The sequence below is a fragment of the Methylocystis iwaonis genome (assembly GCF_027925385.1).
GTDB classification, from domain to species: domain Bacteria; phylum Pseudomonadota; class Alphaproteobacteria; order Rhizobiales; family Beijerinckiaceae; genus Methylocystis; species Methylocystis iwaonis.
In genome coordinates this window covers 284,970-299,248 of the sequence record NZ_AP027142.1, presented here as the reverse complement: position 1 = coordinate 299,248, position 14,279 = coordinate 284,970, and the positions used below count along the sequence as shown (strand labels likewise).

12 protein-coding genes are annotated in these 14,279 nt (G+C 66.6%); 8 read left to right on the top strand and 4 right to left on the bottom strand.

Annotated elements, in window-relative coordinates:
* Window positions 1–136: 136 nt before the first annotated feature.
* The 4 genes from QMG84_RS01430 to QMG84_RS01415 are packed head-to-tail and all read left to right on the top strand — an operon-like array spanning window position 137 to window position 5,124.
* On the top strand, window positions 137–1,105 hold the full coding sequence (locus QMG84_RS01430) for an efflux RND transporter periplasmic adaptor subunit (RefSeq protein WP_281929948.1): 969 nt from the start codon (window positions 137–139) through the stop codon (window positions 1,103–1,105).
* On the top strand, window positions 1,102–4,377 hold the full coding sequence (locus QMG84_RS01425) for an efflux RND transporter permease subunit (protein WP_281929947.1): 3,276 nt from the start codon (window positions 1,102–1,104) through the stop codon (window positions 4,375–4,377). Before QMG84_RS01430 ends, QMG84_RS01425 begins: the two co-directional genes overlap by 4 nt.
* On the top strand, window positions 4,374–4,757 hold the full coding sequence (locus tag QMG84_RS01420; protein ID WP_281929945.1) for a carboxymuconolactone decarboxylase family protein: 384 nt from the start codon (window positions 4,374–4,376) through the stop codon (window positions 4,755–4,757). Before QMG84_RS01425 ends, QMG84_RS01420 begins: the two co-directional genes overlap by 4 nt.
* A 22-nt stretch (window positions 4,758–4,779) precedes the next feature.
* Complete coding sequence (locus QMG84_RS01415; RefSeq protein WP_281929944.1) at window positions 4,780–5,124, top strand: rhodanese-like domain-containing protein; 345 nt, start codon at window positions 4,780–4,782, stop codon at window positions 5,122–5,124.
* 47 nt (window positions 5,125–5,171) lie between these two features.
* On the opposite strand, the gene QMG84_RS01410 is transcribed toward QMG84_RS01415, so the two are convergent.
* From QMG84_RS01410 to QMG84_RS01400, 3 genes are all read right to left on the bottom strand, one after another.
* The gene (locus QMG84_RS01410; RefSeq protein WP_281928760.1) at window positions 5,172–6,482 is read right to left on the bottom strand and encodes an IS4 family transposase; all 1,311 of its coding nucleotides are present in this window, start codon (window positions 6,480–6,482) and stop codon (window positions 5,172–5,174) included.
* A 229-nt stretch (window positions 6,483–6,711) separates the two neighbouring features.
* Window positions 6,712–8,022 (bottom strand): IS4 family transposase, encoded by a 1,311-nt coding sequence (locus tag QMG84_RS01405; RefSeq protein WP_281928760.1) that lies wholly within the window; start codon window positions 8,020–8,022, stop codon window positions 6,712–6,714.
* Window positions 8,023–8,243: 221 nt separating this feature from the next.
* Window positions 8,244–8,834, bottom strand: a complete 591-nt coding sequence (locus QMG84_RS01400) for a beta-class carbonic anhydrase (protein ID WP_281929942.1) — start codon at window positions 8,832–8,834, stop codon at window positions 8,244–8,246.
* A 221-nt stretch (window positions 8,835–9,055) separates the two neighbouring features.
* Here QMG84_RS01400 and QMG84_RS01395 point away from each other — a divergent pair, with 221 nt between their 5' ends.
* Both QMG84_RS01395 and QMG84_RS01390 read left to right on the top strand, forming a co-directional pair.
* A complete protein-coding gene (locus QMG84_RS01395) occupies window positions 9,056–9,940 on the top strand; it encodes an alpha/beta fold hydrolase (protein WP_281929940.1) in 885 nt (294 codons plus the stop codon).
* Complete coding sequence (locus QMG84_RS01390) at window positions 9,937–10,809, top strand: patatin-like phospholipase family protein (RefSeq protein WP_281929938.1); 873 nt, start codon at window positions 9,937–9,939, stop codon at window positions 10,807–10,809. The genes QMG84_RS01395 and QMG84_RS01390 overlap by 4 nt, the downstream gene beginning before the upstream one ends.
* On the opposite strand, the gene QMG84_RS01385 is transcribed toward QMG84_RS01390, so the two are convergent.
* Entirely contained in the window at window positions 10,794–11,237 is a 444-nt protein-coding gene (locus QMG84_RS01385; protein WP_281929936.1) for a nucleoside deaminase, read from the bottom strand. The two genes, QMG84_RS01390 and QMG84_RS01385, sit on opposite strands and share 16 nt — an antisense overlap.
* Window positions 11,238–11,516: 279 nt before the next feature.
* Between QMG84_RS01385 and QMG84_RS01380 the strand changes: the two genes are divergently transcribed.
* On the top strand, window positions 11,517–13,544 hold the full coding sequence (locus tag QMG84_RS01380) for a pseudouridine synthase (RefSeq protein ID WP_281929934.1): 2,028 nt from the start codon (window positions 11,517–11,519) through the stop codon (window positions 13,542–13,544).
* 3 nt (window positions 13,545–13,547) lie between these two features.
* On the top strand, window positions 13,548–14,105 hold the full coding sequence (gene rsmD, locus QMG84_RS01375; protein WP_281929933.1) for a 16S rRNA (guanine(966)-N(2))-methyltransferase RsmD: 558 nt from the start codon (window positions 13,548–13,550) through the stop codon (window positions 14,103–14,105).
* The last annotated feature ends 174 nt before the right edge of the window (window positions 14,106–14,279 follow it).

Genomic DNA, 14,279 nt, shown 5'->3' with positions numbered 1-14,279 from the left:
CGCCCACTCATGATACGTTCGGCGGACCGGATCAGATCGCTACGAATGCAAGCGCCAACAGCAGCAGCTTTTAAATTCACTCTTGCTAATTTACGTGTATCGAATATATCTGATCAGCGACAGCGTGGGAGACTTCATGAATCGCTTCCGACTCGCTTTTCTTTTTACCGCCCTGGCGGCGCCGTCCGCAGCCTGGGCGGGCGAAACCGCCGTCCATCTCGCGCCGATCGACGATATGAAAGCGGTCGTCGCTTCCGTCGAACCCGCGCATCAGCTCGTGGCCCGCGCCCGCATCGGCGGCACGGTGACCACGCTCAAGATCAAGGAAGGCGACACAGTGGCCGCCGGCGCCGAGATCGCGCTTGTTGCGGACCAGAAGCTTTTTCTGCAAATGCAATCGCTCGATCAACGTATTCGCGCCCAGCAGGCGCAGCGCGACAAGGCCCAAAGCGACTTCGACCGCGCGCAGGAGCTTCTGCGCCGCGGCACCTCCACAAAAGTGATGGCCGACCAGGCCAAGACCGCGCTCGACGTCGCCGAGCGCACTCTCGCCGCGCTGCAATCCGACCGCGGCGTCATCGAGCAGCAGACGGCGGAAGGCTCGGTGAAGGCGCCTGGCGCCGGCCGCATCCTGACGATCCCCGTCTCCATCGGCCGCGTGGTGATGCCCGGCGAAACCATCGCGACCCTCGCCGAGGACAGATACATCCTGCGCCTGCAACTGCCGGAGCGCCACGCCCGCTTCATGCGCGCGGGCGATCGCGTCGAGATCGGCGAACGCGGCGTCAACACGGGCGCCGGCGCCCGCAAGGAAGGGCGCGTGCGCATCGTCTATCCCGAAATCCAGGGCGGCCGCGTGATCGCCGACGTCGATGTGAAAGGGCTGGATAATTATTTCGTCGGCGAGCGCGCCCGCGTTTATGTGACGACGGGAAAGCGCGACACGATCCTTGCGCCGAAATCCGCGATCTACCGGCGCGCCGGCGTCGATTTCGTGCGCCTCGCAGACGGCGCCGAAGTGGTGGTGCAGACCGGCGACGCGCATGGCGACGCGATCGAGATTCTCTCGGGCCTGCATGACGGCGACGTGGTGCACACGCCATGAGCCAGGAAAAAGACGCCAAGGAGTTCCACCCGGGCATCAGCGGCACGCTGACGCGGACCTTTATCAATTCGCCGCTGACGCCGCTTCTGCTGCTGGCCTCGATTCTCGTCGGCCTCATTGCGCTGCAGGCGCTGCCGCGCGAGGAAGAGCCGCAAATCTCCGTGCCCATGGTCGACATCATGGTGCAGGCGAACGGCTACAAGGCGGAAGACGCGATCGAGCTCATCACCCGCCCGCTCGAAGACATCATCAAGGGCGTCAATGGCGTCGAGCATGTCTATTCGCAGACGCGCGACGATCAAGTGATGGTGACGGCGCGGTTCTTCGTCGGCACGCCGCAGGACAACGCCGTGCTGCGCGTGCACGACAAGATTCGCGCCAACATACTCGACTTGCCCAAAGGGATTCCCGAGCCGGTCATCATCGGCCGCGGCATCGACGACGTCGCCATTGTGGTTCTCACACTCTCCGCCAAGCCCGAGCGCGCCACTCAATGGACGGATAACGGCCTCTATCAGGTTGCAGCGGAACTGCAGCACGACCTGACCAAGGTCGAGAATGTGGGCCTGAGCTATATTGTCGGCGGCAGTCCCAATCAGATCCGCGTCGAGGCCGATCCCGAGCGCCTGTCGCAATATGGCGTGACGCTCAACCAGCTCATCGACAAGCTTACCAACGCCAACCGTTCCTTCATGGTCGGCGCCTTCCGCGAGGACAACCACTCCATCCCCGTCGTCGCCGGTCAGACGCTGCAGGGCGTGCCCGACATCGGCCTGCTGCTGCTGACGACGCGCGACGGGCGGCCGGTCTATGTGAAGGATGTGGCGAATGTCATCGTCGGCGCCGCCGAGCCCGACAAGCGCAGTTGGACGATGACCAAGGAGAAGGACGGCACGCTCTTGAAGCGCCCGGCCGTCAGCATCGCCATCGCGAAGCGCAAGGGCGCCAATGCGGTGATCGTCGCCGAGGACGTGCTGCATCGGCTGGAGTCCGTCAAAGGCCGCATCGTTCCTGAAGACCTCGAGATCGCCGTCACCCGCAACTATGGCGAGACGGCCACTGAAAAAGCCAACGAGCTTCTCTTCCATCTAGCGCTCGCGACCGTCTCCATCGTTCTGCTCATCGTCGTGATGGTGGGCTGGCGCGAGGGCGTCGTCGTCTTCGTCATCATCCCGACGACGATCCTGCTCACCCTCTTCGCCTCCTGGCTGATGGGCTACACCATCAACCGCGTCAGCCTGTTCGCGCTGATTTTCTCCATCGGCATTCTCGTCGACGACGCCATTGTCGTCGTGGAGAACATCGTCCGCCATTGGCAGATGCGCGGCGATCGCAGCCTGATCGACACAGCCGTCGAGGCTGTGGCCGAGGTCGGCAATCCGACCATCGTCGCGACCATGACCATCATCGCCGCGCTTCTGCCGATGATGTTCGTCTCGGGCCTGATGGGGCCCTATATGAGCCCCATTCCGGCCAACGCCTCGCTGGCCATGGTCTTCTCCTTTTTCGTGGCCATGACGATCACGCCCTGGCTTCTGTTGAAGATCGCCGGCAAGCGTTTCGAACAGGAGGGCGGCGCGGGCCATGACCACTCCCACGAACGCGGGGCCATGGGCAATTTCTACGCCCGCATCGCGACGCCCCTGCTGCAGGGCCGCAAGCGCTCGCAACGCTTTCTCACGGCGGTCGGCGTGGCGACGCTGCTCTCGCTTGGCCTCTTCGCCACGAAGAGCGTACGCGTGAAGTTGCTGCCTTTCGACAATAAGTCGGAGGTTGCGGTCGTCGTCGATCTGCCGCGCGGGGCCTCGCTCGAGGAGACGGATCGCGTGCTGACAGCCGCGGCCGAGCGCCTCAAAGATATTCCCGAGCTCACCTCCATCCAGTCCTACGCCGGCGCGGCGGCGCCCTTCAACTTCAACGGCCTGGTGCGTCACTATTACGTGCGCTCGGCGCCGGAGATGGGCGATCTCGCGATCAACCTGCTGCCCAAGGACGAACGCAAGCGCGCGAGCCACCCGATTGCTCTGGAGATTCGCGAGAAGCTCAAGGGCCTGCCCATGCCCGAGCATACGGCGATCAAGGTCGTCGAAGTGCCGCCGGGCCCGCCCGTGCTCTCGACGCTTCTCGCCGAAGTCTATGGGCCGGACGCGCAGACGCGGCGCGACCTCGCGACCAAGCTGCGCAAGGCTTTCGACGCGGTCGATTTCGTGGTGGACACGGATGACAGCTTCGGCCAGCGCGCGGAACGGCTGCGCTTTGCAATCGACCAGGAAGCGCTCGAATATCACGGCGTCGAGGAACGCGCGGTCTATGACACGATCGGCGCTCTCGTGGGCGGCGTGAAAATCGGCTTCTCGCAACGCGGCGGCGGGGCCAAGCCCATCGACATCACCGTTGCACTACCACGCGCGCAGATGACGCCCGGCGAGCGCATTCTCTCGACGCCGCTTCCCGCCGGCGGCACGGTGCGACAGGGCGCCAATGTCGAACTCGGCGACGTGGTGAAGGCGACGCGCGAGCTCGGCTCCTATCCCATCTTCCGCCACAACGGCCGCTTTGCCGAAATGGTGAGCGCCGAGGTCGCCGGCCGTTTCGAGGCGCCGATCTATGGCATGTTCGCGGTCGAGGACGAGATTAATAAGATCGACTGGGGCCACTCGGGCGCGCCGACGATCAAATACCATGGCCAGCCGCTCGACGACGCAAAGCCCACCTTCCTTTGGGACGGCGAGTGGGAAGTCACCTATGTGACCTTCCGCGACATGGGCGCGGCTTTCATGGTCGCTCTGCTCGGCATCTATCTGCTCGTCGTCGCGCAATTCGGCTCGTTCAAGCTGCCGCTCGTCATTCTGGCGCCCGTGCCGCTCACGCTCGTCGGCATTGTGCTCGGCCATTGGCTCTTCAACGCCGCCTTCACGGCGACGTCGATGATCGGCTTCATCGCGCTCGCCGGCATTGTGGTGCGCAACTCGATCCTGCTGGTCGACTTCATCCGCCATCTGCGCGAGCGCGGCATGTCGCTACGCGAAGCATTGGTCGAGGCGGGCGCGGTGCGCTTCAAGCCGATCTTCCTCACCGCCGCGGCGGCGATCATCGGCGCGGCTTTCATTCTCACCGACCCGATCTTCCAGGGTCTGGCCATCTCGCTCGTCTTCGGCCTGGCGTCATCGACGGCGCTGACGCTGCTCGTGATCCCGGCCATCTATGTCGTCCTGCGCGACGACCAACGCCCGCCGGCGCCGGACGCGCCGCAAGGAGGGAAGCTCGCATGACCAATGATTGGCCCGAACTCGCCAAGGCGCTCTCCGCCGATCTTCGCAATCTGCGCGTCGGCGCGCCCGATGTGATGAAGACCTTCTCCGCCATGGCGACGACCGCCGGCGCGCCCGGCGCGCTCGACGCCAAGACGAAGGAGCTGATCGCGGTGGCTGTGAGCGTCGCGGTGCGCTGCGACGATTGCATCGCCTTCCATACGAAGGCCGCCGCCCAGCGCGGGGCGACGCGCGAGGAGATTTTGGAGACGCTGGGCATGGCGATCTACATGGGGGCCGGCCCCTCGGTGATGTACGCGAGCCATGCGCTTTCGGCTTTCAATCAATTTGCCGGCGGCGAAGCCGGCGTCGCGCAAACCCCTCAAGCCAAATCCGCTTGAGCAAGAAGAAAGGGAGAAGAAAATGCTGTCAGGCGTGATGTCCAAGCTCACCGGGGGCGGCGGCGAATTGCCGACGATCGAGCATGAAGATTTCGCCCGCCTCGTGAAGGAAGGCTCCTGCGCCATCGTCGACGTGCGCGAGCCGCATGAATATGCCGCCGGCCATGTGCCGGGCGCGCGCAATCTGCCGCTCTCGCAGTTCGATCCGTCGAAGCTGCCGGCGGGCGATTGCGTGATCATCTGCCAGGCGGGCGGCCGCTCGGCCAAGGCTTTGGGCCAGGCGATCCAGGCCGGCCGCAAGAATGTGCGCCATTATGCGCCGGGCACCGGCGGCTGGCGCGCGCGCGGCGGCGCGGTGCAGGCGTAACGCGGTTCCCCCTCCCCAACCCTCCCCCGCTGCGCGGGCTATCGGATTCACACATCGTAGAAGGTCAGCGCGGCTCCGAACTTTATTCGTCGAAAGTCGTCGAGGCCCTGGCGCATTACTTTGGGGCCGGGCTTTCCGTAATAGGCGGTCCAGCCGCCGAGCCTGGCGACGACCCAGGCGGCGAAGGCGAGGCTGCCTTTGCGGTGGGGGTTCTTCTGGCGGGCCGTCGCGCCCTCGAGCTTCGCCGAGACGGCCTCGAGCAGCGCTTCGTCCTCGGGCTCGAAAGCGTCCGTCAGCAACTGGTCGGTCGCGCCGTCGCGCGCCTTGACCAGTTGCATGACCGTCACAGCGGCGACCGCCGTCGCCGCCACCAGCTTGATCATCACTTTCGGATCGCAGATGTCGGCCTGCTCGATCTCGAAGCCCGCCGTCTTCAGCGTGCGGAAGAATTCCTCGATGGTCCAGCGCATTCGATAGAGGTCGATCACCCGGCGCGCCTCGGCCAGGCTCGTCGCCGCATGGGTCGTGAGAAGCCGCCAATGAATGGGCGCGACGCCCTCGGCGGCCCCGACCTCGCGCACGTCGACCAAAGTCACGCCGACCGCGTCCGGCAAGTCGCGCGCGCCGTGGCGCGGCTTGCGCAAAGTGACCGGCGAGACGCGGACCGCGAGCGCCGCCTTGCGCGCCTTGCGTCCCGGAGCCGCCGGGATCTCGGCGACGAAGCGGCCCGCCTCGGCCAATCCGTCGGCGAAGGGGAACAAAAGCTCGATCGCATCCTCGCCGTCTGCGGCGATCGTCCGGTTCTGGCAGGCGCGCACAATCAGCTCCACGCCGCCCGGACGCTGCGCGAGATGCGCGTAGATGTCGCTCTCCCGATCCGAGACGACAGTGATCCGCTTCGCCGCCGCGAAATCCTCGCGCGCATGCGTCGCCACATCGAGCCAGCGCTGCGATTCCTTGTCCGCGAGCGCGCGCGAGCGCCGCGCCGCGACCTTGGCCCCCGTGTCGCGGTTCCAGACCTCGGCATGAGCGAGGCCGAGCAGCGCGCCCGTGCCGGCGTCGAGCGCCAGGGCCGCGTGCAGCAAAAGGCCGCGCGTCCCGCCGCCCTTGCCGACCGGCCCATAGCCGTTCGCCTGCGCGCGCTTGCCGCCGAGCGCCAGCTCGCTGGTGTCCTGCGCCACCACTATGTCGCGACCCGCCGCCCGCGCCGCTGTGAGCCCGGCGGCGTGCCGCGCCATCTCCTCGGCGGTCACCGCAGGATTGCGCAGGAAGCGCGCGAGCCGCACCTCCTGCGCCCGCCGCCCGCCGGCGATCCGACGGATGCGCGCGCACGGCCGCGCGACGAGGCCCCGATGCAACGAGACCCCCCTTTTTCCAGGCGGCGGTCGCCGAACCGCCCCAGTCCATACGAAATCGCCATGCCCCACCCCGCGAATCAAAACGCGACCCACGGAATCAAACAGACCCGACCGAGGCAATCACGATGTGTGCATTCGATAGCGCTGCGCGGGAGAGGGAGCAGACCGTCGCCTTCATCAGCGATGCTGATCGCGAGTGTCCCCTCTCCCGTGAAACGGGCTATCGGATTCACACATCGTAGAAGGTCAGCGCGGCTCCGAACTTTATTCGTCGAAAGTCGTCGAGGCCCTGGCGCATTACTTTGGGGCCGGGCTTTCCGTAATAGGCGGTCCAGCCGCCGAGCCTGGCGACGACCCAGGCGGCGAAGGCGAGGCTGCCTTTGCGGTGGGGGTTCTTCTGGCGGGCCGTCGCGCCCTCGAGCTTCGCCGAGACGGCCTCGAGCAGCGCTTCGTCCTCGGGCTCGAAAGCGTCCGTCAGCAACTGGTCGGTCGCGCCGTCGCGCGCCTTGACCAGTTGCATGACCGTCACAGCGGCGACCGCCGTCGCCGCCACCAGCTTGATCATCACTTTCGGATCGCAGATGTCGGCCTGCTCGATCTCGAAGCCCGCCGTCTTCAGCGTGCGGAAGAATTCCTCGATGGTCCAGCGCATTCGATAGAGGTCGATCACCCGGCGCGCCTCGGCCAGGCTCGTCGCCGCATGGGTCGTGAGAAGCCGCCAATGAATGGGCGCGACGCCCTCGGCGGCCCCGACCTCGCGCACGTCGACCAAAGTCACGCCGACCGCGTCCGGCAAGTCGCGCGCGCCGTGGCGCGGCTTGCGCAAAGTGACCGGCGAGACGCGGACCGCGAGCGCCGCCTTGCGCGCCTTGCGTCCCGGAGCCGCCGGGATCTCGGCGACGAAGCGGCCCGCCTCGGCCAATCCGTCGGCGAAGGGGAACAAAAGCTCGATCGCATCCTCGCCGTCTGCGGCGATCGTCCGGTTCTGGCAGGCGCGCACAATCAGCTCCACGCCGCCCGGACGCTGCGCGAGATGCGCGTAGATGTCGCTCTCCCGATCCGAGACGACAGTGATCCGCTTCGCCGCCGCGAAATCCTCGCGCGCATGCGTCGCCACATCGAGCCAGCGCTGCGATTCCTTGTCCGCGAGCGCGCGCGAGCGCCGCGCCGCGACCTTGGCCCCCGTGTCGCGGTTCCAGACCTCGGCATGAGCGAGGCCGAGCAGCGCGCCCGTGCCGGCGTCGAGCGCCAGGGCCGCGTGCAGCAAAAGGCCGCGCGTCCCGCCGCCCTTGCCGACCGGCCCATAGCCGTTCGCCTGCGCGCGCTTGCCGCCGAGCGCCAGCTCGCTGGTGTCCTGCGCCACCACTATGTCGCGACCCGCCGCCCGCGCCGCTGTGAGCCCGGCGGCGTGCCGCGCCATCTCCTCGGCGGTCACCGCAGGATTGCGCAGGAAGCGCGCGAGCCGCACCTCCTGCGCCCGCCGCCCGCCGGCGATCCGACGGATGCGCGCGCACGGCCGCGCGACGAGGCCCCGATGCAACGAGACCCCCCTTTTTCCAGGCGGCGGTCGCCGAACCGCCCCAGTCCATACGAAATCGCCATGCCCCACCCCGCGAATCAAAACGCGACCAACGGAATCAAACAGACCCGACCGAGGCAATCACGATGTGTGCATTCGATAGCGTGAAACGGGGGAGGGACAGGGAGGGGGCCCGATGCCGATCAACCTAGACGGCCCGCAGGCCGCTTCGGAGAAGAATATCAGGCGGCCCGCCCGATCTCCGACGCCCCCGGCACTTCATTCAGCTTGCCGGTCTTCACGTCATAGATATAGCCGTAGATCGGAATGTTCTTCGGAACCAGCGGATGCGAGCGGATGCGCGCGACGTCCTGCGCGACGCTCTCTTCCTGGTTCTTGATCGTGTGCCATTTGATGAAATGGCCCGCCGAGCAGCCGCCGCCATGCTGCGGGTTCGACCATTTCAACGTCCCCATGTCGAGCGAAGCGGTCGCGAGGTTGTCGTCGAGCAGCTCGCTCATCACCTCGTCGCAGAACAGCTCCATGCCGCAATTGGTGTGATGGATCACGAACCACTCATTCGTGCCGAGCAGCTTGTGGGAAATGACCAGCGAACGGATCGCGTCGTCGGACGCGCGGCCGCCGGCGTTGCGGATGACATGCGCGTCGCCTTCGGAAAGGCCGGCGTATTTCGCCGGGTCGAGACGCGCATCCATGCAGGTCAGAATCGCGAAACCGCGCGCCGGCGGCAAAGCGAGATCGCCCTTCGAGCCGAAGCCCGACACGTAAGCGGCGTTGGCGGACAAAACTTCGTCGACGATCTTGCTCATCATTTTCTCCCACAAGGCCAAACAAGCTTGTTCTGATTTTTCACGTCGCCCGAGCCTGTAAGCACGGCGCTCCGGCGTTTCATTCAAGCAAATAAGGAATATTGTTTCCGTGACAAAGTCCCCGGTCGGCGCATAGAGAAGAAAAAACGTGGCAGTTCGAGGGTTGTTACAATATAACATCCACCCCAAGGGCTGCTGCGGCCCCGCTGAACATGGTTGACCAAATGTCTGAACTTGCCGATCTCTTCCCCGGTTTCGCCTCGCATTGGATCGATACGCAGGCCGGCAAAATCTTCGCGCGGTCTCACGGCGCCGGACCGGCGCTCGTCCTGCTGCACGGCTTCGGCGAAACGCATGTGGCCTGGCGCAGCATTGCGCCGAAGCTCGCCGAGCGCTTTACCGTCGTCGCCATGGATCTGCGCGGCTATGGCTGGTCGGCGGCGCCCGAGAGCGAGAAGGGCGAGGCCTATACGAAGCGCGAGATGGCGGGCGACGTGGTCAAGGTCATGGAGGCGCTGGGCCATGTGCAATTTTCGCTTATCGGCCACGACCGCGGCGCGCGCGTCGGCCTGCGCCTCGCGCTCGACCATCCCGGACGGCTGACGAAGCTCGCGCTGATCAATATCGCGCCGATCGACGACAATTTTGGCGCCGGCGACCTCTGGCGCCTCGGCCGCGCCCGCTTCCTCGCCACGGAAGCCCCGCGCCCAGAGGAGCTGATCGCGCTCGACCCCAACGATTTCCTCGACGACGCGCTGAAAAGCTCGACCAAGGAGAAGTCGCTCGACGTCTTCGGCGCGGCGGCGCTGGCGCATTATCGCGCCGCCTTCAACGAACCCGCGCGCATCCACGCCTTTTGTGAGGACTTCCGCGCCGGCGCGACCATCGACAAGGAAGTCCTGCTCGCCGACAAGGCCGCGGGCAAGAAGCTGCTGACGCCGACGCTCATCCTCTACGGCGAAACGACCTTCCCGGCTGTGGGCCCCTCGCTTGTCGACGCCTGGAAGGAATGGGGCGACGACGTCACGGGCGCCGCCGTCGACGCCGGTCTCTACGCCATGGAAGAGGCGCCCGAGGCGACGCTGCAAGCCCTGGAACGCTTCCTTTGACGAAGCGCCGCGGCGTTCTCGGCGGCAAGACAGTCGCCGTAGCGCTCGGCGGCGGGGGCGCGCGCGGCCTCGCCCATATCAGCGTGCTGCAGGCCCTCGACGACATGGGCGTGCGGCCCGTCGCCATGGCGGGAACCTCGATCGGCGCCATTATCGGCGCCGCTTATGCCGCGGGCTTCTCGGGCGCGGAGCTGCGCGCACACACCGAGGCGATCCTGAGCAACCGGCTCGGCCTCGCGCGCAAGCTGCTTTACGCGCGGGCGCGCCGCCGCCAGCCGCTTCTGACGCGTCTTGCGCATCCGCTGCTTTTCGACGGCGTACGTTTTCTGGACGCCTTCTGGCCCGAGGGCATGCCGGACCGCTTCGAAGATCTGGACATACCCATGACCGTGGTGGCGACCGACTTCCGTCGGCGCTGCGAGGCGGTGTTTTCCAAAGGGTCGCTGCGCACGGCCATCGCCGGCTCCATGGCGATCCCCGGCGTGGTGCGTCCGCCCAAAAGCGAGCTCGGCTATCTGGTCGACGGCGGTCTCGTCAATCCATTGCCCTATGACCATCTGCAGGGGAAGGCCGACATCATCGTCGCGGTGAATGTCTCCGGCAATTCGGGCATGGAAAGCGAGACCCGTGCGCCCTCGCCCTTCCAGACGATGATCGTCGCAAGCCAGATCCTCATGAACTCCATCAGCTCGCGCATGATCGAGGAGAACCCGCCGGACGTGCTTCTCGCGCCGGGTGTGCATCAATATCTCGCGCTCGACCTCTTCAAGGCCTCGCGCATTTTTACGGCGGGTGACGCCTGCCGCGACAAATTGCGGGAGGGGCTGTTGAAGGCCGCCGAGCGGCTGGAGCCTCAGCGCCGCGACTGAAAGAAATCGCGCAGCAATTTTGCCGCCTCGCTCTCGCGAAACCCGCCATAGACGTCCGGCGCATGATGGCAGGTGGGCTGCGAGAAAAAGCGCGGCCCGTGCTCCACAGCCCCGCCTTTCGGATCGTCCGCGGAAAAATAAAGCCGCCGGATGCGCGCGAAGGAGATCGCGGCGGCGCACATGGCGCAGGGCTCCAGCGTGACATAGAGGTCGCAGTCGATCAGCCGCTCGCTGTCGATCGCCTCGCAGGCGGCGCGAATCGCCAGCATTTCAGCATGCGCCGTGGGGTCTTTGTCGCGTAGCGTGCGATTGCCGGCGGTCGCGATGATCTGACCGGCGCGCAAGATGGCCGCGCCGACAGGCACCTCCTCGGCTTGCGCCGCCGCGCGGGCGGCGGCGAAAGCGGCGGCGAAGGGGTCAGAAGCCATTATTCATTGGCCGACGCGGCGGCGCCAAATACCTCCCCTTTACGGGGAGGTCGGCGGTCGCAGACCGCCGGGTGGGGTTCGCGCAGCAATGACGACGGTTGGAGCAAACCCCACGCGACCCCGCTTCGCGGGGCCACCCTCCCCATAAAGGGGAGGGATTGGCGGACGTAGAGAGTCGCGCCAATCTCGCCACTAGGTTGGCGTCTCATCGCTCCATACATTTCACTTATCTCCGTTGATCGCGCTTCAAAGCCATCCCGGCGCCTGCTATCAAAGATCATGGCCGACAAAAAACCAACCAAGCGCTCCGGCGCGCCCGGCGGCGACCGCCCCATGCGCCGCCGCGACTCCAAGACCGCTGCGCGCGACGGCGCGCCCAAGAAATTCGATTCGGACAAACCGAAATTCAATAAGCCCAGCGGCGAAAAAGCCGCCAAGCCCAAATTCGATAAGCCGCGGCCCGCGGCCAAGCGGGCAAAGCCCGTCCCCGCGCCGGTCGAAAAGACGAGCGCTTTCGAAGGCGAACGCATCGCCAAGGCGATGGCGCGCGCCGGCGTCTGCTCGCGCCGCGACGCCGAACAATGGATTGAGGAAGGCCGCGTCGCCGTCAATGGCGAGACGCTCACGAGCCCGGCCGTCAATGTCACCGAGGCCGACAAGATCACCATCGACGGCGAGCCGATGCAGGCGCGCGAGCGCACGCGGCTCTTTTTGTTTCACAAGCCGCAGGGTCTCGTCACCACAGCGAGCGATCCGGAAGGACGCCCGACCGTCTTCGCTTATCTGGAAGAAAGACACCCCGATCTTCCGCGCCTCGTCAGCGTCGGTCGGCTCGACATCAACACCGAAGGCCTGCTGCTTCTTACCAATGACGGCGGTCTCGCGCGCACGCTGGAATTGCCGGCGACCGGCTGGACGCGGCGCTATCGCGTGCGCGTCCATGGCGAGATCGATCAGGCGCAGCTCGACGAGCTGAAGAAAGGCGTCACCGTCGAGGACGTCACCTATGCTCCGATCGAGGCGCGGCTCGAGCGCGTGCAGGGCGGCAACGCCTGGATCGCCTTGAGCCTCACCGAGGGCAAGAACCGCGAAGTCAAGCGCGTGATGGAACATCTTGGCCTCGACGTCACGCGCCTGATCCGCGTCTCTTACGGGCCCTTCCAGCTCGGCGAGCTGGGCGAGGGCGTTGTCGAGGAAGTGAAGCTCAAAACGCTGCGCGAGCAATTGGGCAAGAGTCTCGCGGAGCTTGCGGGCGCTGATTTTGCCTCGCCCTTGCGCGAGGCGACCCCGACCGAGCAGCAGGAACAGCGCGAACGCACTGAAAAGCGGTCGCGCAAACATGTTTCCGTGCTGCGCAAGCAACGCGACGAGAATGCCGAAAAAGGTCCGCGCGCGCGCATTGAACGCACCGCCACGGCCGACCGCAAGGGCCGCGCCGTCGCCGTTGAGCGCGTGACGCTGACGCGCCGCAAGCCGGCGGCCGAAGACGAAGCGCCGTCGCGCAACGCCAAGCGTTTCGACGCGATGCGCACGGGCCGCCGCCCGAGACGTGACGAGGCGGAGGCCGAGCGGCCCGCGCGCGGCGCCGCAAGGGGCGTGCGCGGCGAGGGATTTGCGCGGGACGATCGGCGCGGCGCCGAAAACCGCCGCCCGCGTTTCGAAGGCGAGCGCGAGTCCGGGCGCGGCCCCGCGAGAGGCGCACGCGGCGAAGGTTTCGTGCGGGACGATCGACGCGGCGCTGAAAATCGCCGCCCACGTTTCGAGAGTGAGCGCGAGCCTTCACGTGGCCCCGCGAGAGGTGCGCGTGGCGAAGGTTTCGCGCGGGACGACCGGCGCGGCGGCGAAAATCGCCGCCCGCGTCTCGAGGGTGAGCGCGGTGAACGCGCCGCCCGGCCGCCGCGCGAGCGTGACACGCAAGCGCGGCGCGACCATGGCGATGCAACGGCTGCGCGCGGTCATGCGCGCACGCGCCCGCATGAGGGAGAGCAGCCGCGCGCCGAACGCCGTCCGCCGCGTCGTGACGGCGAAGCCCCCCGTCGCGCCCGTGGCGCTGACGAGCGGGAGGCGCGGCCGCGCAAGTTCGAGGGCCCGCGCGCCGAGCGCGGCTTTGCGCGCGGCGGGGACGAGCGCAAATCGCAGCGTCCGCGCAGCGGCGAAGGCCGGACCTCAGGCGAAGGCGCGCCTCGCGGCGCCCGCAGCGGCGGGCCGCGCAAGGGCCCGCCGAAAGGCCCGCCAAAGGGCCGCGGCCCCGGCAAAGGCCCGAGCAAAGGTCCGTCGAGAGGACCGCGCAAGCCGCGCGGAGAATAAGCCATGCGCATCGTCGGCGGCGCGCTTCGCGGGCGGGCGCTCGCGAGCCCGCGCTCGCAAGCCATTCGCCCGACAACGGACCGCTTGCGCGAATCTGTCTTCGACATTCTCGCCCATGGTTTCGACGATCCGATCACCGGCGCCGCGGTGATCGACCTTTTCGCCGGCACCGGCGCGCTGGGCTTGGAAGCGCTCTCGCGCGGCGCCGCGCGCGCGCTTTTCGTCGATGACGGAACGGAAGCGCGCGCGCTTCTGCGCGCCAATATCGAGACGCTGGGTCTGGGCGGCGTCACTCGAATCTTCCGCCGCGACGCGACCAAGCTCGGCCTCGCGCCGCCGGGCGAAATCGTCTCGCTCGCCTTTCTCGACCCGCCCTATGGCAAGGGTCTCACGGAGCCAGCGTTGCGCGCGTTGATTGAGGGCGGTTGGCTTACCGATGATGCGCTTGTCGTCATCGAAGAGGCCGCCAACGCGACGATCGAATTGCCGTCGTCTCTCAAGCAGGAAGATGCGCGCCGATATGGCGACACGCAATTCGTGTTTGCGCGCGTTGCGCGTTGAGTGGCGTGTTGGCGAAGTTGATCAAGCGAATCGCGCTGCATCTTTTTCAAGCCTGATGGGACTCGTGCGAGCGCAAGGCGACAGTTGCTGGATACATCGAAACGAGCGTTCATCATCCGCACGAAGAGGCCAGATGGAGTCGTGCGTGTGCATGCAAAAAGACATACGTGTGGA

Bases quoted from the DNA above. Each gene is read 5' to 3' on its own strand.
- QMG84_RS01430 (WP_281929948.1), top strand. From the start codon at position 137: ATGAATCGCTTCCGACTCGCTTTTCTTTTTACCGCCCTGGCGGCGCCG.
- QMG84_RS01425 (WP_281929947.1), top strand. From the start codon at position 1,102: ATGAGCCAGGAAAAAGACGCCAAGGAGTTCCACCCGGGCATCAGCGGC.
- QMG84_RS01420 (WP_281929945.1), top strand. From the start codon at position 4,374: ATGACCAATGATTGGCCCGAACTCGCCAAGGCGCTCTCCGCCGATCTT.
- QMG84_RS01415 (WP_281929944.1), top strand. From the start codon at position 4,780: ATGCTGTCAGGCGTGATGTCCAAGCTCACCGGGGGCGGCGGCGAATTG.
- QMG84_RS01400 (WP_281929942.1), bottom strand. From the start codon at position 8,834: ATGATGAGCAAGATCGTCGACGAAGTTTTGTCCGCCAACGCCGCTTAC.
- QMG84_RS01395 (WP_281929940.1), top strand. From the start codon at position 9,056: ATGTCTGAACTTGCCGATCTCTTCCCCGGTTTCGCCTCGCATTGGATC.
- QMG84_RS01385 (WP_281929936.1), bottom strand. From the start codon at position 11,237: ATGGCTTCTGACCCCTTCGCCGCCGCTTTCGCCGCCGCCCGCGCGGCG.
- QMG84_RS01380 (WP_281929934.1), top strand. From the start codon at position 11,517: ATGGCCGACAAAAAACCAACCAAGCGCTCCGGCGCGCCCGGCGGCGAC.
- rsmD (WP_281929933.1), top strand. From the start codon at position 13,548: ATGCGCATCGTCGGCGGCGCGCTTCGCGGGCGGGCGCTCGCGAGCCCG.